The organism is Rhodococcus sp. AQ5-07 (genome assembly GCF_009707305.1).
GTDB lineage: Bacteria > Actinomycetota > Actinomycetes > Mycobacteriales > Mycobacteriaceae > Rhodococcus_F > Rhodococcus_F erythropolis.
Window position 1 is genome coordinate 3434699 of sequence record NZ_CP046099.1, and the last position, 20962, is coordinate 3455660.

Annotated in this window: 26 protein-coding genes; 12 read left to right on the top strand and 14 right to left on the bottom strand. The window is 61.9% G+C overall.

Annotated elements, in window-relative coordinates; genetic code table 11:
* The first annotated feature begins 1 nt into the window (after window position 1).
* Together GJB56_RS15795 and fadD11 are read left to right on the top strand one after the other, a co-directional pair.
* Window positions 2-964, top strand: a complete 963-nt coding sequence (locus GJB56_RS15795) for an SDR family oxidoreductase (RefSeq protein ID WP_069145735.1) — start codon at window positions 2-4, stop codon at window positions 962-964.
* Window positions 961-2763, top strand: coding sequence for a fatty acid--CoA ligase FadD11 (fadD11, locus tag GJB56_RS15800; RefSeq protein ID WP_113683302.1), 1803 nt, complete (start codon window positions 961-963; stop codon window positions 2761-2763). The genes GJB56_RS15795 and fadD11 overlap by 4 nt, the downstream gene beginning before the upstream one ends.
* Here the strand turns inward: fadD11 and GJB56_RS15805 are convergent.
* The 5 genes from GJB56_RS15805 to GJB56_RS15825 all read right to left on the bottom strand — a co-directional run bounded on the left by GJB56_RS15805 (window position 2739) and on the right by GJB56_RS15825 (window position 6560).
* Complete coding sequence (locus GJB56_RS15805) at window positions 2739-3824, bottom strand: sulfate/molybdate ABC transporter ATP-binding protein (RefSeq protein ID WP_020908824.1); 1086 nt, start codon at window positions 3822-3824, stop codon at window positions 2739-2741. The two genes, fadD11 and GJB56_RS15805, sit on opposite strands and share 25 nt — an antisense overlap.
* A complete protein-coding gene (locus tag GJB56_RS15810) occupies window positions 3821-4630 on the bottom strand; it encodes an ABC transporter permease (RefSeq protein WP_020970514.1) in 810 nt (269 codons plus the stop codon). The genes GJB56_RS15805 and GJB56_RS15810 overlap by 4 nt, the downstream gene beginning before the upstream one ends.
* Window positions 4627-5436, bottom strand: coding sequence for a molybdate ABC transporter substrate-binding protein (modA, locus tag GJB56_RS15815; protein ID WP_113683303.1), 810 nt, complete (start codon window positions 5434-5436; stop codon window positions 4627-4629). The genes GJB56_RS15810 and modA overlap by 4 nt, the downstream gene beginning before the upstream one ends.
* 24 nt (window positions 5437-5460) lie before the next feature.
* Window positions 5461-5856 carry a TOBE domain-containing protein gene (locus GJB56_RS15820; protein ID WP_020908827.1) on the bottom strand — a complete coding sequence of 132 codons (396 nt, stop codon included), beginning with the start codon at window positions 5854-5856 and terminating at the stop codon, window positions 5461-5463.
* Between the two features lie 125 nt (window positions 5857-5981).
* Window positions 5982-6560, bottom strand: a complete 579-nt coding sequence (locus tag GJB56_RS15825; RefSeq protein WP_020908828.1) for a carboxymuconolactone decarboxylase family protein — start codon at window positions 6558-6560, stop codon at window positions 5982-5984.
* Between the two features lie 135 nt (window positions 6561-6695).
* On the opposite strand from GJB56_RS15825, the gene GJB56_RS15830 reads away from it, so the two are divergent.
* Window positions 6696-7886: a pyridoxal phosphate-dependent aminotransferase gene (locus tag GJB56_RS15830; protein ID WP_113683304.1), complete on the top strand. Its 1191-nt coding sequence runs from the start codon at window positions 6696-6698 to the stop codon at window positions 7884-7886.
* Complete coding sequence (locus GJB56_RS15835; RefSeq protein WP_113683305.1) at window positions 7883-8893, top strand: AraC family transcriptional regulator; 1011 nt, start codon at window positions 7883-7885, stop codon at window positions 8891-8893. The genes GJB56_RS15830 and GJB56_RS15835 overlap by 4 nt, the downstream gene beginning before the upstream one ends.
* Here GJB56_RS15835 and GJB56_RS15840 read toward each other — a convergent pair.
* Together GJB56_RS15840 and GJB56_RS15845 are read right to left on the bottom strand one after the other, a co-directional pair.
* Window positions 8890-9315 (bottom strand): VOC family protein, encoded by a 426-nt coding sequence (locus tag GJB56_RS15840; protein ID WP_003940409.1) that lies wholly within the window; start codon window positions 9313-9315, stop codon window positions 8890-8892. The two genes, GJB56_RS15835 and GJB56_RS15840, sit on opposite strands and share 4 nt — an antisense overlap.
* A 57-nt stretch (window positions 9316-9372) precedes the next feature.
* Complete coding sequence (locus GJB56_RS15845) at window positions 9373-9813, bottom strand: Lrp/AsnC family transcriptional regulator (RefSeq protein ID WP_020970517.1); 441 nt, start codon at window positions 9811-9813, stop codon at window positions 9373-9375.
* A gap of 79 nt (window positions 9814-9892) precedes the next feature.
* On the opposite strand from GJB56_RS15845, the gene GJB56_RS15850 reads away from it, so the two are divergent.
* From GJB56_RS15850 to GJB56_RS15865, 4 genes are all read left to right on the top strand, one after another.
* The gene (locus tag GJB56_RS15850; protein ID WP_020970518.1) at window positions 9893-10630 is read left to right on the top strand and encodes an AzlC family ABC transporter permease; all 738 of its coding nucleotides are present in this window, start codon (window positions 9893-9895) and stop codon (window positions 10628-10630) included.
* Window positions 10623-10952, top strand: a complete 330-nt coding sequence (locus GJB56_RS15855) for a branched-chain amino acid transporter permease (protein ID WP_003940007.1) — start codon at window positions 10623-10625, stop codon at window positions 10950-10952. The genes GJB56_RS15850 and GJB56_RS15855 overlap by 8 nt, the downstream gene beginning before the upstream one ends.
* 140 nt (window positions 10953-11092) lie before the next feature.
* Window positions 11093-12226 (top strand): HoxN/HupN/NixA family nickel/cobalt transporter, encoded by a 1134-nt coding sequence (locus GJB56_RS15860; protein ID WP_113683306.1) that lies wholly within the window; start codon window positions 11093-11095, stop codon window positions 12224-12226.
* 127 nt (window positions 12227-12353) lie between these two features.
* Window positions 12354-12755 carry a hypothetical protein gene (locus GJB56_RS15865; RefSeq protein ID WP_113683307.1) on the top strand — a complete coding sequence of 134 codons (402 nt, stop codon included), beginning with the start codon at window positions 12354-12356 and terminating at the stop codon, window positions 12753-12755.
* 25 nt (window positions 12756-12780) lie between these two features.
* Here the strand turns inward: GJB56_RS15865 and GJB56_RS15870 are convergent, their stop codons facing one another.
* The 3 genes from GJB56_RS15870 to GJB56_RS31645 are packed head-to-tail and all read right to left on the bottom strand — an operon-like array spanning window position 12781 to window position 14116.
* Window positions 12781-13329 carry a hypothetical protein gene (locus GJB56_RS15870; protein WP_230090987.1) on the bottom strand — a complete coding sequence of 183 codons (549 nt, stop codon included), beginning with the start codon at window positions 13327-13329 and terminating at the stop codon, window positions 12781-12783.
* Window positions 13326-13922 carry a MerR family transcriptional regulator gene (locus GJB56_RS15875; protein WP_230090988.1) on the bottom strand — a complete coding sequence of 199 codons (597 nt, stop codon included), beginning with the start codon at window positions 13920-13922 and terminating at the stop codon, window positions 13326-13328. The genes GJB56_RS15870 and GJB56_RS15875 overlap by 4 nt, the downstream gene beginning before the upstream one ends.
* The gene (locus GJB56_RS31645; protein WP_230090989.1) at window positions 13919-14116 is read right to left on the bottom strand and encodes a MerR family DNA-binding transcriptional regulator; all 198 of its coding nucleotides are present in this window, start codon (window positions 14114-14116) and stop codon (window positions 13919-13921) included. The genes GJB56_RS15875 and GJB56_RS31645 overlap by 4 nt, the downstream gene beginning before the upstream one ends.
* A 246-nt stretch (window positions 14117-14362) precedes the next feature.
* Here GJB56_RS31645 and GJB56_RS15880 point away from each other — a divergent pair, with 246 nt between their 5' ends.
* Window positions 14363-14590 (top strand): hypothetical protein, encoded by a 228-nt coding sequence (locus GJB56_RS15880; RefSeq protein ID WP_020970523.1) that lies wholly within the window; start codon window positions 14363-14365, stop codon window positions 14588-14590.
* Between the two features lie 94 nt (window positions 14591-14684).
* Here the strand turns inward: GJB56_RS15880 and GJB56_RS15885 are convergent, their stop codons facing one another.
* Window positions 14685-15101, bottom strand: coding sequence for a DUF7144 family membrane protein (locus GJB56_RS15885; protein ID WP_003940106.1), 417 nt, complete (start codon window positions 15099-15101; stop codon window positions 14685-14687).
* A 147-nt stretch (window positions 15102-15248) separates the two neighbouring features.
* On the opposite strand from GJB56_RS15885, the gene GJB56_RS15890 reads away from it, so the two are divergent.
* The gene (locus tag GJB56_RS15890) at window positions 15249-15881 is read left to right on the top strand and encodes an alpha-ketoglutarate-dependent dioxygenase AlkB (RefSeq protein ID WP_029256052.1); all 633 of its coding nucleotides are present in this window, start codon (window positions 15249-15251) and stop codon (window positions 15879-15881) included.
* Here GJB56_RS15890 and GJB56_RS15895 read toward each other — a convergent pair.
* Window positions 15874-17412 carry an AMP-binding protein gene (locus GJB56_RS15895; protein WP_113683309.1) on the bottom strand — a complete coding sequence of 513 codons (1539 nt, stop codon included), beginning with the start codon at window positions 17410-17412 and terminating at the stop codon, window positions 15874-15876. The two genes, GJB56_RS15890 and GJB56_RS15895, sit on opposite strands and share 8 nt — an antisense overlap.
* Window positions 17409-18167, bottom strand: coding sequence for a crotonase/enoyl-CoA hydratase family protein (locus GJB56_RS15900; protein ID WP_230091221.1), 759 nt, complete (start codon window positions 18165-18167; stop codon window positions 17409-17411). Before GJB56_RS15900 ends, GJB56_RS15895 begins: the two co-directional genes overlap by 4 nt.
* A 174-nt stretch (window positions 18168-18341) precedes the next feature.
* Here GJB56_RS15900 and GJB56_RS15905 point away from each other — a divergent pair, with 174 nt between their 5' ends.
* Entirely contained in the window at window positions 18342-19115 is a 774-nt protein-coding gene (locus tag GJB56_RS15905) for a hypothetical protein (protein ID WP_019744985.1), read from the top strand.
* A gap of 22 nt (window positions 19116-19137) precedes the next feature.
* Here GJB56_RS15905 and GJB56_RS15910 read toward each other — a convergent pair whose 3' ends face one another.
* Window positions 19138-19830 carry an SDR family NAD(P)-dependent oxidoreductase gene (locus tag GJB56_RS15910; RefSeq protein WP_113683351.1) on the bottom strand — a complete coding sequence of 231 codons (693 nt, stop codon included), beginning with the start codon at window positions 19828-19830 and terminating at the stop codon, window positions 19138-19140.
* 134 nt (window positions 19831-19964) lie between these two features.
* Here GJB56_RS15910 and GJB56_RS15915 point away from each other — a divergent pair, with 134 nt between their 5' ends.
* Window positions 19965-20882 (top strand): LysR family transcriptional regulator, encoded by a 918-nt coding sequence (locus GJB56_RS15915; RefSeq protein WP_020970528.1) that lies wholly within the window; start codon window positions 19965-19967, stop codon window positions 20880-20882.
* Window positions 20883-20962 lie beyond the last annotated feature (80 nt).

The following is a 20962-nucleotide window of genomic DNA, read 5'->3' on the forward strand; positions in this document are numbered from 1 at the left end:
AATGACGGGACGCATGTCCGCAATTGCGGGAACAGTCCGCGATCTGGGCATTCCACTGCCCGGACGCCGAATCGACTACGACGTCGCCGGAAAGGTCGTGCTGATCACCGGCGGAGGCGACGGTATCGGTTCCGCGCTGGCGCGCACTCTCCACCGGCGTGGGGCCACCGTGGCGCTGGTCGACGTCAACGAAAGTTCATTGGCAACGGCCGAGCGCTCATTCGAGTCACAGCGAGTCGTGACGGTGACGGCCGATGTCCGAGATCGGGACGGCATGACCGCAGCCGTGCAAACGATCATCGAGCAGCTGGGCAGAATCGACGTCGTGGTGGCCAACGCCGGAATCACCCCTCCCCCGGCAACATTGCGCCAGATCGATCCCGACGCATTCGATCGCGTGCTCGACGTCAATCTCACCGGCGTCTTCAACACAGTGCATCCGACCATCGACGAGGTGATCCGCAACAGTGGGCACGTCGTCGTCGTGTCATCGGCAGCGTCGTTCGCCCCCGGTTTGGGCGGCGCTTCGTACATGATCAGCAAGGCTGGGGTCGAAGCGCTCGGCCGGGCGCTGCGTCTCGAGGTTGCCGGCTACGGCGCCACTGCCGGCATCGCGTACTTCGGGATGGTGGATACACAACTTGCACGCGCCACACTCGACGACGACGAGATCGGGCGCAAACTCGACGCTCGACTACCCGGTCCCCTCCGTCATCGAATCTCCCCGGACCGTGCCGCCACGGTGATCGCAGACGCGATCGCGCGCCGCGCCGCGCGGACCCTTGCCCCCGCTGCCTGGGAACCCTGGGCGTGGGGACGCGGATTCATCAATGTCCTGGCCGACGGCTATCTGGCCAGGGACAAACAGGCACACGACCTGATCCGCGAACTCGAAGACAGAACCACCGCTGCGGCCCCGACGAATGCATCAGCCCTGACAAAGGCATCCAGGAGATCATCATGACCACGTTGTGTGCAGCCTTCCAGCGAGTGTCGGCGGTAGCGCCCGACTCGGTGGCCCTGCGAGACATCGGCGATGCGCGAACACTGACGTGGCGCGAGTACGCCGAACAGGTCCGCGAGGTTGCCGCGGGATTGGCCGGAATCGGCGTGGGACACGGCGATACGGTTGCCCTGATGATGAGTAACCGCATCGAGTTCTATCCGATCGACGTCGGTGCCCAACATCTCGGCGCGACGTCCTTCTCCATCTACAACACGTCGGCACCCGAAGCCATCCGTTACATCCTCGCCAATTCGGGTGCACGGGTTCTCGTCTGCGAAGACCGGTACGTGGATACGGTCCGCCGCTCGGGCGCCACACTCGAGACGATCGTCGTCGTCGACGCGCAATCGCATGTCCACCAGCCCGGCACTGTGACCCTGGAGCAGATGAAGGATTCTGCCGCATCGGATTTCGATTTCGAGGGCACCTGGCGTGCGGTGAAACCGAACGACGTCGCCACGTTGATCTACACCTCCGGCACGACCGGCAACCCCAAGGGCGTCGAGACGACTCATGCATGCCTGTTGTTCGAAACCAACGCCGTAAGCGCTGTACTCCCCGTCGAATTCGGTGACCGCATCACCTCGTACATGCCGTCGGCGCACATAGCCGATCGGCTCACCTGCCTGTACATGCAAATGGTGTTCGGCACCCAGATCACTGTCGTGCCGGATCCGAGCCAGGTAGCGGCCGCGCTTCCGGACTGTCGCCCCACGATCTGGGGCAGCGTCCCCCGTGTGTGGGAAAAGCTGAAAGTTGCAGTCGAATCGGCTGTCGCCAACGAACCGGACGACGCGCGGCGAGCGGCGTTGCAGTGGGCACTCGACGTCGGTCGCACTCGTCTCGCACACTTGCGAGCCGGTGAAACAGTCCCCGCCGAACTGGAAGCGGACTACGCCCGAGCCGATACGATGGTCCTGTCCGCTCTGCGTGCGAAACTCGGCTTTGCCGAACTGAAGTGGGCCATCTCTGGCGCCGCACCGATTCCGCCGGAAACCTTGGCATTCTTTGCGGCCCTGGGAGTTCCGATCTCGGAGATCTGGGGAATGTCCGAGCTGACATGCATCGCGAGCACCGCGCCGGCCGAGCCGACCAAGCTCGGAACGGTCGGAAAGTTGCTCCCAGGCATGGAAATGCGCATCGAGGCGGACGGCGAGCTACTGGTTCGAGGACCGTTGGTCATGAAGGGGTACCGCGGCGAACCCGCAAAAACGGCCGAAGCGATCAGTGCAGACGGGTGGCTCTCGACCGGAGATGTCGTCACCGCCGACGCCGACGGCTACCTCACGGTGATCGATCGCAAGAAGGAGTTGATCATCAACGCGTCGGGAAAGAACATGTCACCGGCTGCCATCGAGACGGCAGTGAAGACGTCGTCGTCGTTGATCGGTGAGGTCGTGACGATCGGAGACGGCCGAAAGTTCAACACAGCGTTGATCACTCTCAGCGCCGACGCCGCGGTCGGAGCGGCACGCTCACTGGGACTTGCGGCCGAGGCCGCGGTACTCGCCAAGGACGCTCGGATCGTCGACGTCGTTGCAACTGCTGTCGCCGAGGGAAACTCGCGTCTGTCGAGGGCCGAGCAGATCAAGCGGTTTCACGTACTCACCATGTTCTGGGAGCCAGGCGGCGACGAGCTGACACCGACGATGAAGCTCAGGCGCAAGCCGATAGCCGAGAAGTACGCGTCCGAAATTGCAGCCCTCTATGCGGATTCGGTCGTTGAGGACGTCTACGAGCCTGCACCCTGCGCATAGATCAGCGTCTCGGTGGCCTTGACCACAAACGTAGCGGCCGATCCCGGAACCAGATCGAGTTCGGCCGCTGCGCTCGCCGTGATGTCGGCAGACAAGCCGGGCTGGCCGGCTTCGTCCTCCGCTCGCACTCGGACGACATCGCCTCGGTTTTCGATCTCCGCGATCGTAACCGCAAACGCATTTCGTGGGCTGCCGTGCGGCGGATCCAGGAAGACCGACACTGCTCGCGGCTCGAAGACCGCCACGGCGGCACTGCCGGCCGGTAGGTCGGTCTCCGTCTGGCCCGCGATATCCACCCCGACCGGACTTCTGAGCACTCCGTCTCCGGCCATCGTGCCGCTGCGCAAGTTGATTCCGGCGATGCGTGCTGCGAATGCACTACGCGGGCGGGTCAGAACTGTTCGTACGTCACCACGTTCGACGACCCGGCCACCGTCCATGACGACAACCGTGTCGGCCAGCGCCAGTGCGTCCAGAGCGTCGTGCGTGACGAGTACGGCAGTGCGATCGCCGGTCCTGAGCACTCGGCGCAGTAACGACCGCAGCGCGGGGGCGGAGGCGACATCGAGCGCGGACATCGGTTCGTCGAGTAGAAGCAGTTCGGGTTCAGCAGCCAATGCCCTCGCCACTGCAACCCGTTGCGCTTGGCCACCGGAGAGTTGTGAAGGCTTGCGGTCAGCCAAATCGCCGGCGTCGACTGCGTCCAGCCAATGGCGCGCGGACTCGGCGGAATCGCGACGCGACCGCCCTGCACTGCGCGGCGCGAACGCCACGTTCGCAGCCGCACTGAGATGGGGAAAGAGAAGTGCCTCTTGCGCGAGTAGGGCAGTGCCGCGCCGATGGGGTGCCAACACGACTCCCCTACGGGTATCGGTGAGAACGCGGGAATTGAGTTCGATCAACCCGCGCTGCGGATGATGCAGTCCGGCAACCGCCGCCAGTACCGTCGACTTGCCGGCGCCGTTCGGCCCGAGGATGGCGGTCACCTCGCCCGCCGCTACGTCGAACGTCGCAACGACGTCGCGCTCCGGAATCTCGATGTCGACGTGGAGGCCACTCACAACGAACCCGCCGATCCGCGTCCACGCACCGCAACCACGATGACCACCGCGACTACGACCAGCACCAGCGAAAGCGCCACCGCTGCATCCGGATCGGTCTCACGCTGGAGATAGATTTCCAGCGGCAGGGTACGCGTCACCCCTTGCAGACTTCCCGCGAAGGTCAGCGTCGCACCGAATTCCCCCAGCGCTCGAGCGAAAGCCAGAACTGCCCCTGACACCAGACCGGGAAGCACCAGCGGCAGAGTCACCCGGCGAAGCACAGTGGTCGGGCGGGCTCCGAGCGTCGAGGCAACGGCCTCGTATCTTGTACCCGCAGTGCGTAGTGCACCTTCGAGGCTGACGACGAGGAACGGTAGCGCAACAAACGTCTGCGCCAGGACCACCGCGGTTGTCGAGAATGCTATCTGGATGCCGAGCACTTCCAACTGCTCACCGATCAACCCTTTGCGCCCGAACGTGTACAGCAACGCGATACCGCCCACCACGGGCGGCAGAACCAGCGGGAGCAGAATCAAGGATCGAAGAACGGACAGTCCCCGAAAATGACTGCGCGCCAACACCGCGGCCATCGGTACCCCGAACAGGATGCACAGCAGCGTGCTCATTGCCGCTGTCTTCAAACTCAGTTTCAACGCGGCAACCGACGATTCGGAAGTCACGAGTTCCCAGAACTGCGACCACTGCACGGTGGCCAGCATCGCCGCCAAGGGCGCGATGACAAACGCTCCGCCGATCAGCGCCGGAAGGTAAATCCATACCGGCAACCCGAGCGGAGCCCGGACTGCCGGTCTTAGGTGTGTCACGGGGCAGCGAATCCCGCGTCACTCAGAACTGCCAGGCCCTTGGGCCCCTTGACGAGATCGACGAACTTGGTTGCCGTTTCCGAATTCTTCGAATCCTTCAGCACCGCAATCCGGTACAGGTTGACCACCGTGGTGGCTTCCGGGAACGCGACCGTCTGCACCTTGTCACCCGCGGACTTCGCGTCGGTGACGTAAACGATGCCGGCATCGGCCTGCCCGGACGTCACCTTGTTGAGAACGTCGGTCACCGACGATTCCTCACTGACGGGCGAGAGGGTCTCACCTGTGGCCGTCTCGACCTTCTTCGTAGCCGCGCCACACGGGACCTGCGGAGCGCAGATCACCAGTTGTGTCCCCTCCTTTGCCAGATCGGCGAAGGACGCGATGCCCTTCGGATTGCCAGGCGGTACAACGATCGTCAAGGTATTGCTCGCGAAATCCGAGGGCGACCCCGCGACGACACCGGCATCGGTGGCCTTGGTCATGTTGGCGGCGTCAGCCGAGGCGAACACGTCAGCCGGTGCGCCCTGGGTGATCTGGGCGACGAGATCCGAGGACCCGGCAAAGCTGAATGTGACCGATGAACCGGGGTTCTCGGACTCGAACTCCTTGCCGAGTTCGGTGAAGCTGTTCTTGAGTGACGCCGCCGCGAAGACGGTGATGCTTCCCGTGGCACTGTCACTGGAAGTGGTCGTGGTCGGAGCGGCCGACGACGTCTCCGACGACGAATTGTCGGAGGAACTACAACCGGTCACCAGGGCAAGCGAAAAGGCACCTGCTGCAACAAGTCCGACTACACGCTTCACGAATTTCCTCCAGTATGTTCAGAACTACGGCGTTTCCACGATGACCGTGGTGGCCTTCACGATTGCGACTCCGATACTCCCGACCTCGAGTCCGAGCTCCCGAACCGCGTCGGTACTCATCAACGAGACGACAGTGAAGGGCCCACACTGCATTTCGACCTGGGCCATCACCTTGTCGGTGACGACCTTGGTGACGAGGCCGGCGAACCGGTTGCGGGCCGAACTCGCACCCGCGAGCGGATCGGCCGGTGCGGGTCCGGCGTTGGACCGGGCGAAGCCCGCCAACTCGGCACCGTCGATGACCTTGCGGCCGGAGTCGTCCGTCCTCGCGGTGAGAAGCCCACCGTCGACCCACCGTCGAACGGTGTCGTCACTGACACCGAGCAGACCGGCAGCTTCGCGGATTCGAATGTTGGGCACCAGGTGATCGTAGGTCGCAAGTGCGGACCTAACAAGCCGAAATACTCCGCAGATGCGTGAACTAGTCAATCATGATCACGTATCTGCGGAGCATTGTCGATAGTTGCCGTAGACGAGTCAGCGCATCATTCTTCGGCCCAGGGCACGCGGCAGGAGTCGGTGCTGAACCCTTGCTCGGTGATCCCCAACGCCGAATACATCCGGGCGCGCATGTTTTCGAGCCCGATCTGATAGGTCAGTTCCACGACGCCCGCTCGCCCGAACCTGCGCTCGAGATCCGCGACCTGCTCGTCCGTCACCCCGTTCTCCCCGTGCGGGTCACCGGTCATGGCATCGGCGTAGGCGATCGCGGCCCGCTCGTCCTCGCTGTACTTCGGTGAATCCCGGTAATTCGCGATCCCTTTCAGCTTGTCGATGTCCAAACCGTCCAGGCGCGAGAGCATCGTCCCGAAGTCGACACACCACGAGCAGCCGACAGTCCAGGCGACGCGATAGACGGCCAGTTCACGAATGTTCGACGGCAGCACCTTCGACGCCTTCTGCACGGCCATCTCGTGACGGGCAGCCGCGACGAACAATTTCCGATGGTTGGCCAGGACGGCAAAGGGCTCGGGGACTTCGTCGTACTGCCTGGCGGCGAATTTGTATGCCACTTTGATCAACGGACTGGCTTCTGACGGTGTCACTGCGGGAATGCGAGTCATGGCAAGCCTCCGTATGTTCTGGGGCACCGGATTCGATGCTCTCTACAGAGTTGGACGATGGCGGCGATTCAAACGTGACAAGCACCGCGTCCGAGCGGATGTGAGGATGCGGTGTCAGCCGACTAAGCTGCAAAGATGCCTTCGACGCCCCGCAACCGCACCGTCTCGCGTCTGCAGCCGTTCGCATCCACGATCTTCGCCGAGATGACAGCGTTGGCCACACTTCACGACGCGGTCAACCTCGGTCAGGGCTTTCCGGATACCGACGGTCCTGCGGCCATGCTCGAAGTAGCGCGCCGAGCCATCGCCGAGGGCGTCAATCAATACCCGCCCGGTCCGGGCATGCCCGTCTTGCGTCAGGCCATCGCGGAGGATCGGCGCGTCCGTTACGGACTCGACAGTGATCCCGACTCCGAAGTTCTAGTCACCGTCGGCGCCACCGAGGCGATCAGTGCTGCGATTCTCGGACTGGTCGAACCCGGCGAAGAAGTAGTGCTGATCGAGCCGTACTACGACTCCTACGCTGCATCCGTCGCATTGGCAGGCGCTGTGCGTCGCACAGTTCCGCTGGTTGCCGCGGGAGACGGATTCGCGGTCGATCTCGATGCATTGCGCGGCGCGATCACCGCCAAGACGAAGATGCTGATCGTCAACAGTCCTCACAACCCCACCGGCACCGTATTCACCGATCACGAACTTCGAGCGATCGCCGAACTCGCGTGCGAACGCGACCTGATCGTGTTGAGTGACGAGGTCTACGAGCACTTGGTCTTCGACGGCCTCACCCACACACCGATGGCGTCGCTCCCGGGCATGCGTGAGCGCACCGTCACTGTGTCCAGTGCCGCAAAGACTTTCAATGTCACCGGCTGGAAGACCGGCTGGGCGATCGCCCCCCGAGAACTCATCGACGGAGTCCGTGCCGCCAAGCAGTTCATGTCATTTGTTGCCGGTGCACCATTCCAACCGGCCGTTGCCTACGCGCTGACCAACGAACAGCCGTGGGTCGTCGAACTTCGACAGAGCTTGCAGGGCAAACGGGACGTACTCGGAAAAGCTCTGACCGAGGCCGGTTTCACGGTGCATTCCGGCGGCGGCACGTACTTCCTCCTTGCCGACATCAGACCGTTGGGTGAAACCGACGCGGGAGATTTCTGTCGCGCCCTACCCGAGCGTATCGGCGTCGCGGCCGTACCGGTCGACGTGTTCGCGGACAACCGCGACGATTGGAAGCACCTGGTGCGCTTCGCCTTCTGCAAGCAGGACCACATTCTTTCCAAAGCTGCACGCCGTCTCCACCTGCTCCAAGGAACAGCGCACCCATGACAGCGCGGACCATCCCGACCGCATTCGTCCACCGCTACCTCGCGTTCTCGCCGGACAACGACGTCGATTTGTCTGGTGCACTGCGAGCTGCTGGGATCGACCTGGAGACATTGTCGGACGCTCGCGCGCGGCTGACCCCAACTCAGGTCACCACCTTCATTCAAACCACCTGGCAGATCACCGACGACGAATTGTTCGGCCTCGGATCCGCCCCGGTCCCCCGTGGCACTTTCCGATTGATCTGCCTGACGTTGATCCATTGCCCTGACCTCGGATCAGCGTTCGCTCGAATGTCCGACGTGATCCGTGCGCTACCGGCTCTGGCCCCACTGGCGATCGAAAAGGGCGAGGAAAGCACGCGGGTGAGCTTCGCAGTCCGCGCTCGCGAAGGCGTCGCCGAACCTGATGTCGCAGAACGTGTCACAACCGATTTTGTCCTGATCTTGCTGCACCGATTTTCCGCGTGGTTGATCGGAAAGCGCGTCCGACTTCGGGCAGTCGAATTTCCGTACTCGGCACCGGATGCGCGGTTGGCGCAGGACTACGACTACATCTTCGGAGCGCCGGTCACCTTCGGCACGCAGCGAGCGGCACTGGAGTTCGACAACTCGGCCATGCGCGCACCGATCATCCAAACCGAGGAGACGTTGGAGGAGTACCTCCGAGAATCTCCGATTCAGCTCATGTCCGAACGCGATTACGACAGCACTGCGTCGGCGCAGGTGCGACGGGTCCTGGAACTCGGGGTGAAGGGGCGAACCTCCACGGCCGAGGAGATCGCCGAGATGCTCTCGATCAGCGTTCCCCATCTGCGTCGACTGCTGCGGCGTGACGGAACATCACTGAATCAACTACGCGAGGAAGTGCTCCGCGACGTAGCCATCGCTGGTTTGCGGCGCGGAGAATCCGTCGAAGTACTCTCGGCGCGATTGGGGTTCTCCGAGCCCAGCGCGTTCCGTCGGGCCTTCAAACGATGGACCGGCGACACTCCGAGTTCGTACCGCTAGCTGACGCAGAACTCGTTTCCTTCGGGATCGGTCATCGTGATCCACACGCTCGGCCCCTGCGCTCCCCGGTGCAGGATCGTCGCCCCCACCGTCTCGAGGTGCGCTGCGACATCCTCGCGCTTGTCGCCCACTCGTATGTCGAAATGGAGCCGGTTCTTCACCGTCTTCGATTCCGGAACCAGTTGGAACAGAACGCGGGGACGTTCGGGATGCTCCGGATCGCTGATGGCTGCACCTTCGCGCCAGACGAGAACTCCCTCGAAGGTCGTGGTGTCAGATTCCTTGGCGTGACCAGCAGCGACGAGGCCCCTGATGAAGTCTTCGTCGCTGGGCTCCGCTGCCCACCCGAGTGCTGCGGCCCACCACTTCGCCTGTTCGTGCGGGTGTGCCGAATCTACTGTGACTTGAAATTCGTATCCCATGTTCCGACGTTAACGCCGACCACCGACACCTAGTGAAGGTTCAGCCGAGCCCGGGCATCAGTCGACACTCTTGATGGTCTTCATGGTGATCAGCGATGTCACCCGCGAGACAGCCGGAAGCCCGCTGAGCTTGGTGACCATGAAGTTCTCGTACGTCGCGAGATCTTTCACCGCGACCCGAATGAAGTAGTCGGGAATTCCGAACAACCGCCGACATTCGATCACTTCGTCGAAGGCGGCGACCTGGGATTCGAAGTCCTCGATGGTCGCCTGGTCGTTGACTCCGATCTCGGCGGTGACGATCACTTGAAATCCTCGGCCAAGCGCTTCCTGACTGACGATCGCGCGGTACCCGGTGATGATTCCGTCGGCTTCGAGCTTTTTCACGCGGCGCAGGCAAGGGGACGGTGTCAGACCCACCAGATCCGCCAATTCCGTGTTCGTCAGACTCGAGTCCTGACGGAGGTGAAACAAAATTGCGTCATCCATGGCATCCATCGCACTATTATTGCGCACTGTTCAATATGTGGGCATTCTGAGCAATCGATCACCTCGATCTTTGTTATAGATTTGCGTCGTGATCGAACCAGCATCGTCGACGGCCGCGCCTGCCGTCGAACTCTCGCCGCGAACCCCGGCGTGGCGGCATGCCTTCCAACTGTCGCTGCCGGTCGGATTCGGCCTGCTCCCACTCGGGATAGCCCTGGGCGTTCTTGTGGTCCAACAGGGCCTCAACCCTTGGTGGGCAGTCGCTTTCACCTCGCTGATCTACGCCGGATCGCTGGAGTTTCTCGCCGTCGGAATGGTCGCGGCCATGACACCACTGCCGTACGTCGCTCTGACCGCACTGCTGGTCAACTTTCGACATGTGTTCTACGCCTTGAGTTTTCCGCTGGAAAAGATTCGCAACCCCTTCGCCCGCTTCTACAGCATGTTCGCGCTGACCGACGAGGCCTATGCGATGTCGGTAACTGCCGATCCCAAGGCACTCACCGGACGCGTCATCGTCTACTCCCAGCTGTACCTCCACGGCTACTGGATCGGTGGCGCGATCCTGGGCGCGACGGCAGGACAGTGGATTCCAGATTCGATAGTCGGTCTCGACTTCGCTCTGACCGCACTGTTCGTCGTCCTCTCGATCGAGGCAATTCGCGCACAAAACGGATTCGCGGTGCCGGTCGCTGCGGTCACCTGCGCTCTGGTCGCCCGGCTCGCAGCCCCGGATCACATGCTGCCAATTGCAATGGGCGCCTTCGTGCTCTTCCTGATCGGCCGCTTTGTCTACGACTCACGAAAGGCGAAGATCGATGCCTGACACCTCGTACATCTTTGCGGCGGTCGCAGTCATGGCCGTGGTCACCTTCGCGCTGCGCGCAATCCCCTTCGCCGCGCTCATGCCGCTGCGCTCCTCCGCCCTGGTCGGCTACCTCGGCATCTACATGCCGGCCGGCGTCATGCTGATCCTCGTGATGTATTCACTCAAAGGGGTGTCGATCACCGCCCCGTCTCACGGCCTCCCCGAACTGATTGCAGTGTGTGCCACAATCGCCGCGCACCTGTGGCGAAAGAATGCCGTCCTGAGCATCGTTGTCGGAACGACGATCTACGTCGCGCTGGTCAATACCGTGTTTGCCTGAGCGTTTCCCATCCGGGAGCAAAGCAGTTTTACTACCGGATGGGTGATTTGTAACCTCCAGGCGCTTATCTGAACAGTTGAACACTTATACGATTTCAGTAGGGTGGCCGCCGGCCGCGACTGAAAGATCGGTGAGGTTCGATGTCCACGACAATGACCACGACGGGCACCCGAATCGCCGGCGCTTGGCACAGTCTGGATCGAGGCCAGCGTCGAAGCATCATCGGAATGACCGTCACCGTCGTAGCACTCAACGTCGTCGGGTGGGCAGTTCTGCTCGGTCTGGTTGTCCCCGGCCACTACACGATCGAAGGCAGTGTCTTCGGCATCGGACTCGGTGTCACGGCGTACACGCTCGGCATGCGCCATGCTTTCGACGCCGATCACATCGCCGCCATCGACAACACCACTCGGAAGTTGGTGGCGGACGGCAAGAAACCGATGTCCGTCGGTTTCTGGTTTTCACTCGGGCACTCCACCATCGTCTTTGTTCTCGTCGCACTTCTGGCGTTGGGTGTGCGGCAACTTGCCACCAGCCTTTCCGACGACAACTCCGATCTGGAAAAGTGGACCGGCTTGTTCGGCACAACCATTTCCGGAACGTTCCTGATCTTGATCGGCCTCCTGAATCTTTTCTCTCTCATCGGGATTCATCGGGTGTACACGAAGTACAAGGCCGGAACCTTCGACGAGGAGCAACTCGAGAAGGAACTCGACAGCCGCGGCGCCCTCAACAAGATCCTGGGCCCGGTGATGAAGATGGTTCGCAAGCCCTGGCACGTGTACCCGGTCGGCCTACTGTTCGGACTGGGATTCGACACCGTCACCGAAGTGGGACTGTTGGTGATCGCCGGCGGCGCGGCAGCGACAGGGCTCCCGTGGTATTCGATCCTCGTTCTACCGATACTCTTCTGCGCCGGGATGTCTCTGTTCGACTCGATCGACGGATCGTTCATGAACTTCGCTTACGGTTGGGCATTTGCCCAGCCGGTACGAAAGATCTACTACAACATGGTGATTACCGGACTCTCGGTGGCAGTGGCACTGCTGATCGGGACCCAAGAAATCATCTCGATCTTCACCGACAAACTCGACATCCACGACGGGATTCTCGGCGCCATCGGGAACTTGGATCTCGGCGCGATGGGCTTCATCATCGTCGGACTCTTCGTTGTCACCTGGCTGATCGCCCTCCTCGTGTGGCGGTACGGCCGCATCGAGGAACGGTGGCAGGCACAATCCGTTGCCGCCGCACCTCGATCGACCGCTGAATAGTTTGGCAATCCGAGTCTTCTACGCACATTCAGTGCGTTTCCCACATTTATCGAAAGACGCATCCCGCGGAGTTGGCGAGATGCAATAGTGGAGTTCGAACGGGGTCAGCCCAGGCTAGGAGAAAACAGTGCGGATACGTCATGCGGTAGTGGGTGTGGCAATCACGGGACTTGTTCTTGCAGTGGCAGGCTGCGGTAGCGGCGACGGCGAAGCTGCCGAAGGACCAGGCATCGCCGTGGCGGCGGAAACCAAGCAAGTTCCCGACCGGGTGACCGTGCATCGACCTGGCCTCATCGACACCAGCATTTCCCCGTTCGACGTGCCTGAATGGCCAGGGCCGCACCCCTCCGAATTCCTCGAGCCCAACCCGCCGTCGGGCGAGAGCGGTGAGATCGCCGGCGACCAAGCTGCGGCAACGTACGCGGCCTCGCTCGACAACCCCGATGCACTATGGAATGTCGGTGGCACGGTGCAGTGGCTGGTTGTCGATCCGTTCCGTGAAGGTCTTCCACCGAAGTCTCCGCACTGACCGGATCCAAACGATCGTTGCGAATTCAGTTCGGCCCCAATGCATCACAGAACTCGCCGGGTTGATCGACATGCAAACGCAGCCCACCGATCGTGGTGGGACTGGCCTTCGAGAGCCGTTTCGGGAGCGTGACCGAGAGCGGCTGATCGAAGTCGACATCCACGACAGTGCCGTCGGGCCCCGGCAGAACCAAGCGATCGTCGACAATCACATTTGCTGTCTCACCGAACCTTCGGACCATGCTCGCCCGCGAAATCCGTGATCGGTCCACTTCGACTCGAATGCCCCTGCCGGATCGAAACACTACCGTTCGAGCCGAGACGAGGTGCGGGTGCACGACGCGTCCGGCAAGCCAACCGCCAATCGCAATCAGCGACAACACCGTTGCAACGAGCAGCACGACGCGAAGCCACTGCCACGGCACCAGGAAGTGAATCGCTACGGCCTCGATCACACTCGCCGCAACAAATGCCACCGGTATCGACATGGTCCCCCGCGCGTAGCCGAAAGTCGCTGTATCACTGGAACCTCCGTCTCTCCGACCCGTCGAGAGCAACCACAGTGATCGGATCACGCCGTACCGCCTGACATGAGACGTGTTGAGACGCGCGCGACCACTTCACGTTGCGCTGGATCGGGCACCAGGTCCGCGATCCCTACCGAGAATCCCACACCTGCGGAGTCTCCGTCTGAGTACACATCGCCGAGCACCCCGCCCAGTGATTCCTCCAGTTCGTCCGACAAGTACGCGATCTCGTCTGCAACCTCGGCTACCTCGCGCCCAGCCAGAGCGGCGAAACGACGGTACAGATCCACAATTCTCTTCCGGTCGCCCTCGTCGGACAGCAATCGCGCAGCCGTGGAGAACAGTTCGTGTGGCGCTGCTCCCGAGATCGCCACCAATTCCCACATGTCGCGTTCGCGCTCGAACAGACGCCGAACCGAATCCGTCGGGGACGACGCGATCAACTCGTCGAACGCAGACAGCAACTCCACCGGAAGCGGCGAGACCACCCGGCCAGCACCTCGCGCCGTGAGCATTTCCTGGAGGCGCACTCGCTGGTCTGCGAGGACGCGCTGTTTCCGGTCTATCTCCGCGATCAGGGAGGAAAGATCTTCGGCGAAGTCGTCCGGTTCTCGTGCATCGATCGGCGTCGGTTCGATCATCGCGGCAATGGATCCGAGTGGAATGCCGGCGGCGGTGACCAACGAATGCGCATCAGCCTGACCAGATCGGGAAGTTCGTAAGTTCTGTAACCGTTGGACAGTCGTCTCGGCTCGGCCAGCAGCCCCAGTCGGTGATAGTGCCGAACGGTCCGCGGAGTGGTGCCTGCCGCACTGGCCACGTCGCTGATTCGCATACGAACAGCATCAACTATGACGCTACGTCATAGTCAAGGCCGGCATGCCGGCCTTGAGGCCTAAGGTCCTGTTCTGCCTGCCAATAGTTTCGCAGACGAATTTCGCGGGTATTGATCACTTGCGGCGGCGATTTCCAGAGCGAGGGGTCAGCCGCGCAAGGTCTGCCCCCGGCTGTCACTCGCCGGGTGGCGGGCCGCCAAAACCAGCGGGCCGCCGAAAACAATCTGTGCCAGGCGATGATTTCGATGCAAACGACACGACTCGACACCATCCTGATTCTGATCGTCGGGACGGCAATCGGACTGAGCGTCTGGCTGGCCACGCAGGAACCATTCGCGTCGATCGGACTCGGAATCGCAACGGTGGTGATCTGCTGGATCTCTTGCTCGATGATCCACGGCTTCCCACACCGATCGACGAAGGACATGCGTCCGCGCGAAAACCAGGATCGCGAGTCACCGAAACGGCGCTGACGCCGCGTAGGGATGAGGCCAACCGTGGAGGCCCGGACACAGCGAAGTGAGTGGTTCACCTGTCGCAGGTGAACCACTCACTTCGGTCAGAGGATCACACCTCGTCAGGTCGCCAGGTCGCGACGGCCCAGATCACGGCGACGTCGAGGGCGATGATCACGATCGACCACAGCGGGTAGTACGGCATCCACAGGAAATTCGCCACGATCGAGAGCGCCGCGATCACAAAGGCCATGCCGCGGGCCCACGTCATGCCGACGAACAATCCCAGCGACACCGCGATGCCGATGATTCCGAGCACGATGTGGATCCAACCCCATGTCGTGACATCGAATTCGAAGGTGTAGTTGACTCCGACGATCAGCAGGTCGTTGTCTGCGAGAGCCGCGATGCCCTGGAGCAACGCGACGATTCCCGCGACGAAGAGCAGGCAGGCTGCCGCCACCGTGGTCCCGATGGCAAAGCCTTGTCGGACAGGATGGTTCGCATGAGATTGGTGCGGAGCAGTCATGACGTCCCCTTCTTCGGCGAAATAGCGTGAGAACAGTATTCAAAGGTTCACGCCGACGGACATCACCCAGCAAGGATGAACAGCCGTCCAGCACTGCAATCAAAATTCATGGGAACATATGTTCGATTTCGGTGTACGGTGGAGCCTATGACCGCCACGATGCAACCGTCTCTGTTCGACAACGGTGACCTCGGCGTTTCTTTGGCCGATCTCGACGGCACGGTGCAGCGACGTATTCTCACCGCCGGCGCATGGGTCGACCATCGCCCGGCCTGGCTGACCGGATCGGAGGCCGTGTTCGACAATCTGGAGGCTACGGTGCCGTGGCGTTCCGAACGGCGTCAGATGTACGACCGCGTTGTCGACGTCCCTCGTCTGGTGTGTTTCTACGCAGAGAATCAACCACTGCCGGACGCGCTTCTCACCGAAGCCAAAGACGCGCTGAGCAGTCACTACTTCGACGAACTCGGTGAACCATTCGCCACGTCGGGTCTGTGTTTCTATCGCGACGGTTCCGACAGCGTTGCCTGGCACGGGGACGACACGGGACGAAGTCGCACCGAGGACACGATGGTGGCCATCCTGTCTCTCGGTGCGGCTCGCCCGCTCCTACTGCGCCCTCGTGGGGGCGGCGAATCCATCCGCTTCAATCTCGGACACGGAGATCTACTCGTCATGGGCGGATCCTGCCAACGCACGTGGGAACACTGTGTCCCGAAGAGTGCGCGGGCCCTCGGGCCGAGAATCAGCGTTCAATTCCGCACTCGCGGAGTTAGATAGCGTCGCGGAGTTCGTCTCGCAGCGCCTTCCGATTGAGCTTGCCGACGGCCGTCTTCGGTATGGATTCTGCGAAAACAACCCGACGCGGCTTCTTGTACGACGCCAGTCGCTCGCCGACGTGCGCGACCAATGATCCTTGGAGCGCGTCATTTTCGACGGTCCCGTCCTCGAGTACCACCACAGCCGTGACCGCCTCCACCCACTTGGCGTCGGCGGTACCCACCACGGCGACCTCACGGACAGACGGATGCGTCAGGAGTGCATCCTCGACTTCACGGGGGTAGACGTTGTATCCGCCGCTGATGATCATGTCCGAAGCTCGGTCCTTCAAGAACAAGAATCCTTCGGCGTCGAACTGACCGATGTCACGGGTGTGAACCCAGCCGTCTTCGGTGAAGGTGTCCGCATTCAGTTCCGGTGCATTGAAGTATCCGGCGATCGCCGATGGCGAGCGGATCACGATTTCACCCGGTTCTCCCTCGGGCACTTCGTTTCCCTCGCCGTCGAGCAGCCTGATCTCGACGTCGATGGCGGGCTGACCACAGGACAGCAGGCGATCTTCCGTGTGATCTTCGGGCCGTAAGACTGCGATACACAGCGGTGCCTCGGTCTGCCCGTAGTACTGGAGAAAACGGTGTTGCCCCCACGCCTGCATTGCACGTTCGATGGTGGCCAGCGGCATCGGCGACGCACCGTAGATCACGGATTTCAGACTCGAGATGTCTGCGCTCGCAAAATCAGGGCGTTCGAGGAGCATCTGAATCATCGTCGGCACCAGATTGATTGCCGTAGCCCGATGCTCGGTTATCGAGTCCAAGAAGGTCGACGGGTCGAATCCGGGAAGGATGACGGTCTTGCCGCCACGCAGCCAGAACGGAAGCACGAAGACACCGCTGGCATGAATCAGTGATGCCGCGTGCAGCATCGTGTCGTCCTGAGTCGCCGGAAGCAGATTGAGCAGAACATTGCGGCAGATGCCGGCGTAGCTGCGCTGAGTGTGCTGCGCGGCCTTCAATGTTCCCGTGGTCCCGGAGGTGAACAGCGTCAGGATCACATCGTCGGGAGCTAACTCGACGTCCGGAGTGTCCGAAGGCATGCTCTGTGCTTGGTCGAGCAGCGAACGCTGCCGCGCCGAACCTGTTTCCAGCCCGATGAACGTACGTTCGGGGAACCTGGCGGACAGTTCAGCGGCGCGGTCCGCGAGGTCACTACCGAAGACGACGTGCGAGGTGTCGGTATCCTCGAGCATTCTCGCGTGCTCGTCGAGCGAGAGACGCGAGTTGAGCGGAACCCTGTTGATGCCGGCTTTGACACAGGCAAAATCGACGGGGACGCTGGCAAGAGAGTTGTTGACCAGCAACGCAACCCGTACACCACGCCCGATACCGAGGGCGATGAATGTGTGCGCCAATCGGCTGCTGAGTTCGTCCACTTCCGTGAACGTCATCGATCGATCGCCGAAAACGACGGCTGTTCGCGATCCGTGCTGTCGCGCACCACGGGCGATCAGGTCTCTGGTTATGGGCATCATGGTTCAGTTTCCTCGTTCGAATTCGGGTTGTTCTCGAACCGGCCGTGCCGACCGGCGCCCGCGGCGAACGCAGCAGCGCCGCGCACACCTTCAGCGATGACAATGGGATTTCCCGCGACGCCCTCGGCCCGCAGTGCTTCGGCAAGTGGTAGATCAAAAGATCGGTAGGCCGACGCGCGATCCGCGACCACGCAGAGTTGAGGGAAAGCGGACAACTGGTGCGCAAGCTCCTTGGCTGCCTGGAGTGACTGCCCCACTCGAACAACACGATTGGCCAGTCCGAAGGCCAGCGCCTCCGGAGCGTCGACCGGGCGACCGGTCAAGATCATGTCGAGCGCTCGCCCCTGCCCGACGATTCGCGGCAGTCGCACGGTCCCACCATCGATGAGAGGAACTCCCCAGCGCCGGCAGAAGACTCCGAACACGGAATCCTCCTCGCAGATCCTCAGGTCCGCGAGCAATGAAAGCTCGAGCCCTCCTGCAACCGCGTATCCGCTGACGGCGGCGATCAATGGCTTGGACAACACCAACCGACTCGGCCCCATCGGGCCGGTGCCGCCGCCTTCCGGATGCAACTCATGCACGCGGGCGGGGTCGGAGACTGCGGTCAAATCCGCACCGGCACAAAATGTGCCGCCCGCGCCCCACAGAATCGCCACCTTCTGACTCTCGTCCGATTCGAACTCCAGGAAGGCATCACGCAACTGCGCCGCCATCGGCCCGTCCACCGCATTCTTGCGATCAGGGCGATTCATCACGATGACGGTGACGCCACCGTCACGCTCCACATAGACATCGCCACCTGGTCGATCGGAGTCGGTCACGATATTTCCTCACTGCTCGCGGATAAGGTTTCCCGGTACCCACCATGCCACTTGTAACAGAATTTGTCAGGAGTTGTTCAAAAGTTGTTACAAACTGATCGAGGAATGTCCGCAACCCGAGTTGTGCTGGACCTCGCAACGGCGAGTCCGGACACCGAGTTCAGCACTGCAGTGCTGACCCGGGCCGGCGAGATCGTCGGTGTCAGCGCATCGAGCGTTCGCGTGGCAACGGGCCGCCTGTGCCGCGAGAACAAACTGCGTCGCACCGCTCGTGGAACGTACGTCCTCAACCCGGACGGTATCCCCACCTACAGCGAGGTCGAGGGGTGGCGAACTCGTACCGATCGCATACGCCCCTGGGACGGCACGTGGATAGCCGTCGAGCACTCAGCGCTCAAACGAAGCGACCGCACTGCCGCCCGAAGACACGATCAGGCGCTGCGCCTGGCGGGCTACGAGGAGTGGAAGCCCACACTCGCCGTCCGCCCGAACAATCTGCTCGGCGGCACGGACAGCGCCCGCCGCACTCTCCGCCGACTCGGCGCCGCCCCCGAATCGGCTGTCATGGAAATCGCTCACCTTGCCCCCGAGGATGATTCGACAATCCGCACACTCTGGAACTCGGAAGCACTGTTGGTCGACATCGCCGAGGCCCGTGAAGCACTCACACAGGCGCAAACACGCCTGGCGACAATCAGCCGCGAGGAGGCTGCCCGTGAATCACTTGCCTTGGGCAGCGCGGTGATCGCGGTCATCGTGCGCAATCCGCTCCTTCCGGAAGAACTCGAACCGACGCAGCCACTGCGTGAACTGATCTCGCACATGCTCGAGTACCAGGACGCATCTCGCGAACTGTGGCAGTCACTGCTCCAGTTCTGATCGACTTCTTCCAGAAGGTAATTCAGTACGTTGCGCGGCCACCGCTGGCGTCGTACACAGCACCCGTCGAGTAACTCACCGCCGACGACGACAGCCAGGAGATCAGTTCGGCGATCTCGTCGGCCCGCCCCATCCGTGCCATCGGCGTCAAAGACTGCGAACGAGCGAGGATGGCCGGATCGGTGCCGGCATTCATAGGACTTTCCACGGCCGCGGGAGCAATCGCGTTGACCAGCACACCGGTGGTGGCGACCTCTTTGCCGAGCGACTTCGTCAGCGCGACGACTGCCGCTTTGGACGCGGAATATGCACTCTGATTCGGGTTTCCGTCCTTGGCCGCAATACTCGCGAGATTGACGACCCTCCCCCACCCCGACGCAACCATCCCCGGCACGAACGCCCGGCACATCAGGAATGTTCCTTCGACGTTGATGCGGAACGTACGCCGCCAAGCCGTGAGGTCGACGTCGACGAGTGGCGCTGATGGTCCGACGATTCCCGCACTGTTGATCAAGATGTCGACCCTGCCGAGTCTGGTCCGAAGCGCATCGACTGCTGTCGGATCACTCACGTCGAGTTGTTCGTCCGCACCCTGGGCAAGATCTGCCGTTACCACCCGAACTCCCCTCTCCGTCAACATCTTTGCACTGGCGGCGCCGATTCCGCTCGCACCGCCGGTAACGAGCGCGGTGACACCCTCTGGATAGCCCTGCATCATCTTCACTCCCGAGTTTCTGTGCGCTACGCACTCAATTTATGTTGCAAACAGGCATAATTGCCGTCACACTGTGTAGAAATTCTGAATATATGGCGCTTGTTGTCAACGTCAAATACCTGGAGGCCTTGGCGATGGAAACCCGCTGGTTGCACGCGTTTGTCGCGGTTGCGGAAGAACTTCACTTCGGGCGGGCCGCATCACGGCTCCAGATGGCCCAGTCGCCGCTCAGCCAGATGATCCGAAAGCTCGAAAAGGACATCGGCGTCAAGTTGTTCGAACGAAGCACTCGCAGCGTCGCACTCACGTCCGGCGGACATGCCTTTCTCCCCCACGCCTATCGCGTCATCGAGAACATGGAGACGGCACGACACGCTACGCGTGCGTCGTCGGGAGGCGTCTACGGACGAGTCACGATCGGGTTCACCGGAGTGCTCAACTATCAAGCACTTCCGCCGCTCACCCGCGCGTTGCGTCAGCGCTATCCGGAAGTCGAACTGACACTCCTCGGCCGGATCATGACGCGCGACGCGGTCATTCAACTCGAGAGCGGCGCCCTCGACCTCGCCTTCGTCGGACTACCGGTGGAATCCGCATCACTGTCTACCCGGCTGATCCGACGGGAGGCGTTCGGCGCCGTACTTCCGATCGACCATCCCCTTGCCGAGAGGGACGCGATCGATCTCCGCGAATTGGCCGACGACGGATTCGTGACCACCCCGCTCTCAGCCGGCTCGGCCCTCCAGGAAACCGCGATGCGCGCCTGCATGAACGCAGACTTCAGGCCTCGCGTCGTCCAGGAGATCACCGATCCGTACATGATCCTCATGCTCGTTGCCGCCGGCGTCGGCGTAGCGCTGATGACGTCGGGCATGGCTGCGATCACCCCACCTGGCAGTGTGTTCGTCCCACTCACCGGCGAGCCGACGTTCATGAACCACGGAATTGCCTGGTCACCCCGGCATATGACCGATGCACTCGCCGTCGCACTGGAGACATCCGAGGAGATTCTGCCGACGCCGGAGATTGAGACCAAAAACGTCATTATCTGAGACTCATTTAGTGTTGGACGCGCCATAGTCCTTCGTGGCACTGTCGTCTCAGCCGCCGAAAGGTGAGGGACGTCACCGAT

What these genes read in the sequence shown, in the direction of transcription:
- GJB56_RS15795 (WP_069145735.1), top strand. Translation starts at nt 2, where the DNA reads ATGACGGGACGCATGTCCGCAATTGCGGGAACAGTCCGCGATCTGGGC.
- fadD11 (WP_113683302.1), top strand. Translation starts at nt 961, where the DNA reads ATGACCACGTTGTGTGCAGCCTTCCAGCGAGTGTCGGCGGTAGCGCCC.
- GJB56_RS15825 (WP_020908828.1), bottom strand. Translation starts at nt 6,560, where the DNA reads ATGACTCGCATTCCCGCAGTGACACCGTCAGAAGCCAGTCCGTTGATC.
- GJB56_RS15830 (WP_113683304.1), top strand. Translation starts at nt 6,696, where the DNA reads ATGCCTTCGACGCCCCGCAACCGCACCGTCTCGCGTCTGCAGCCGTTC.
- GJB56_RS15835 (WP_113683305.1), top strand. Translation starts at nt 7,883, where the DNA reads ATGACAGCGCGGACCATCCCGACCGCATTCGTCCACCGCTACCTCGCG.
- GJB56_RS15840 (WP_003940409.1), bottom strand. Translation starts at nt 9,315, where the DNA reads ATGGGATACGAATTTCAAGTCACAGTAGATTCGGCACACCCGCACGAA.
- GJB56_RS15845 (WP_020970517.1), bottom strand. Translation starts at nt 9,813, where the DNA reads ATGGATGCCATGGATGACGCAATTTTGTTTCACCTCCGTCAGGACTCG.
- GJB56_RS15855 (WP_003940007.1), top strand. Translation starts at nt 10,623, where the DNA reads ATGCCTGACACCTCGTACATCTTTGCGGCGGTCGCAGTCATGGCCGTG.
- GJB56_RS15860 (WP_113683306.1), top strand. Translation starts at nt 11,093, where the DNA reads ATGTCCACGACAATGACCACGACGGGCACCCGAATCGCCGGCGCTTGG.
- GJB56_RS15875 (WP_230090988.1), bottom strand. Translation starts at nt 13,922, where the DNA reads ATGATCGAACCGACGCCGATCGATGCACGAGAACCGGACGACTTCGCC.
- GJB56_RS31645 (WP_230090989.1), bottom strand. Translation starts at nt 14,116, where the DNA reads ATGCGAATCAGCGACGTGGCCAGTGCGGCAGGCACCACTCCGCGGACC.
- GJB56_RS15880 (WP_020970523.1), top strand. Translation starts at nt 14,363, where the DNA reads ATGCAAACGACACGACTCGACACCATCCTGATTCTGATCGTCGGGACG.
- GJB56_RS15885 (WP_003940106.1), bottom strand. Translation starts at nt 15,101, where the DNA reads ATGACTGCTCCGCACCAATCTCATGCGAACCATCCTGTCCGACAAGGC.
- GJB56_RS15890 (WP_029256052.1), top strand. Translation starts at nt 15,249, where the DNA reads ATGACCGCCACGATGCAACCGTCTCTGTTCGACAACGGTGACCTCGGC.
- GJB56_RS15895 (WP_113683309.1), bottom strand. Translation starts at nt 17,412, where the DNA reads ATGATGCCCATAACCAGAGACCTGATCGCCCGTGGTGCGCGACAGCAC.
- GJB56_RS15900 (WP_230091221.1), bottom strand. Translation starts at nt 18,167, where the DNA reads ATGAATCGCCCTGATCGCAAGAATGCGGTGGACGGGCCGATGGCGGCG.
- GJB56_RS15905 (WP_019744985.1), top strand. Translation starts at nt 18,342, where the DNA reads ATGTCCGCAACCCGAGTTGTGCTGGACCTCGCAACGGCGAGTCCGGAC.
- GJB56_RS15910 (WP_113683351.1), bottom strand. Translation starts at nt 19,830, where the DNA reads ATGCAGGGCTATCCAGAGGGTGTCACCGCGCTCGTTACCGGCGGTGCG.
- GJB56_RS15915 (WP_020970528.1), top strand. Translation starts at nt 19,965, where the DNA reads ATGGAAACCCGCTGGTTGCACGCGTTTGTCGCGGTTGCGGAAGAACTT.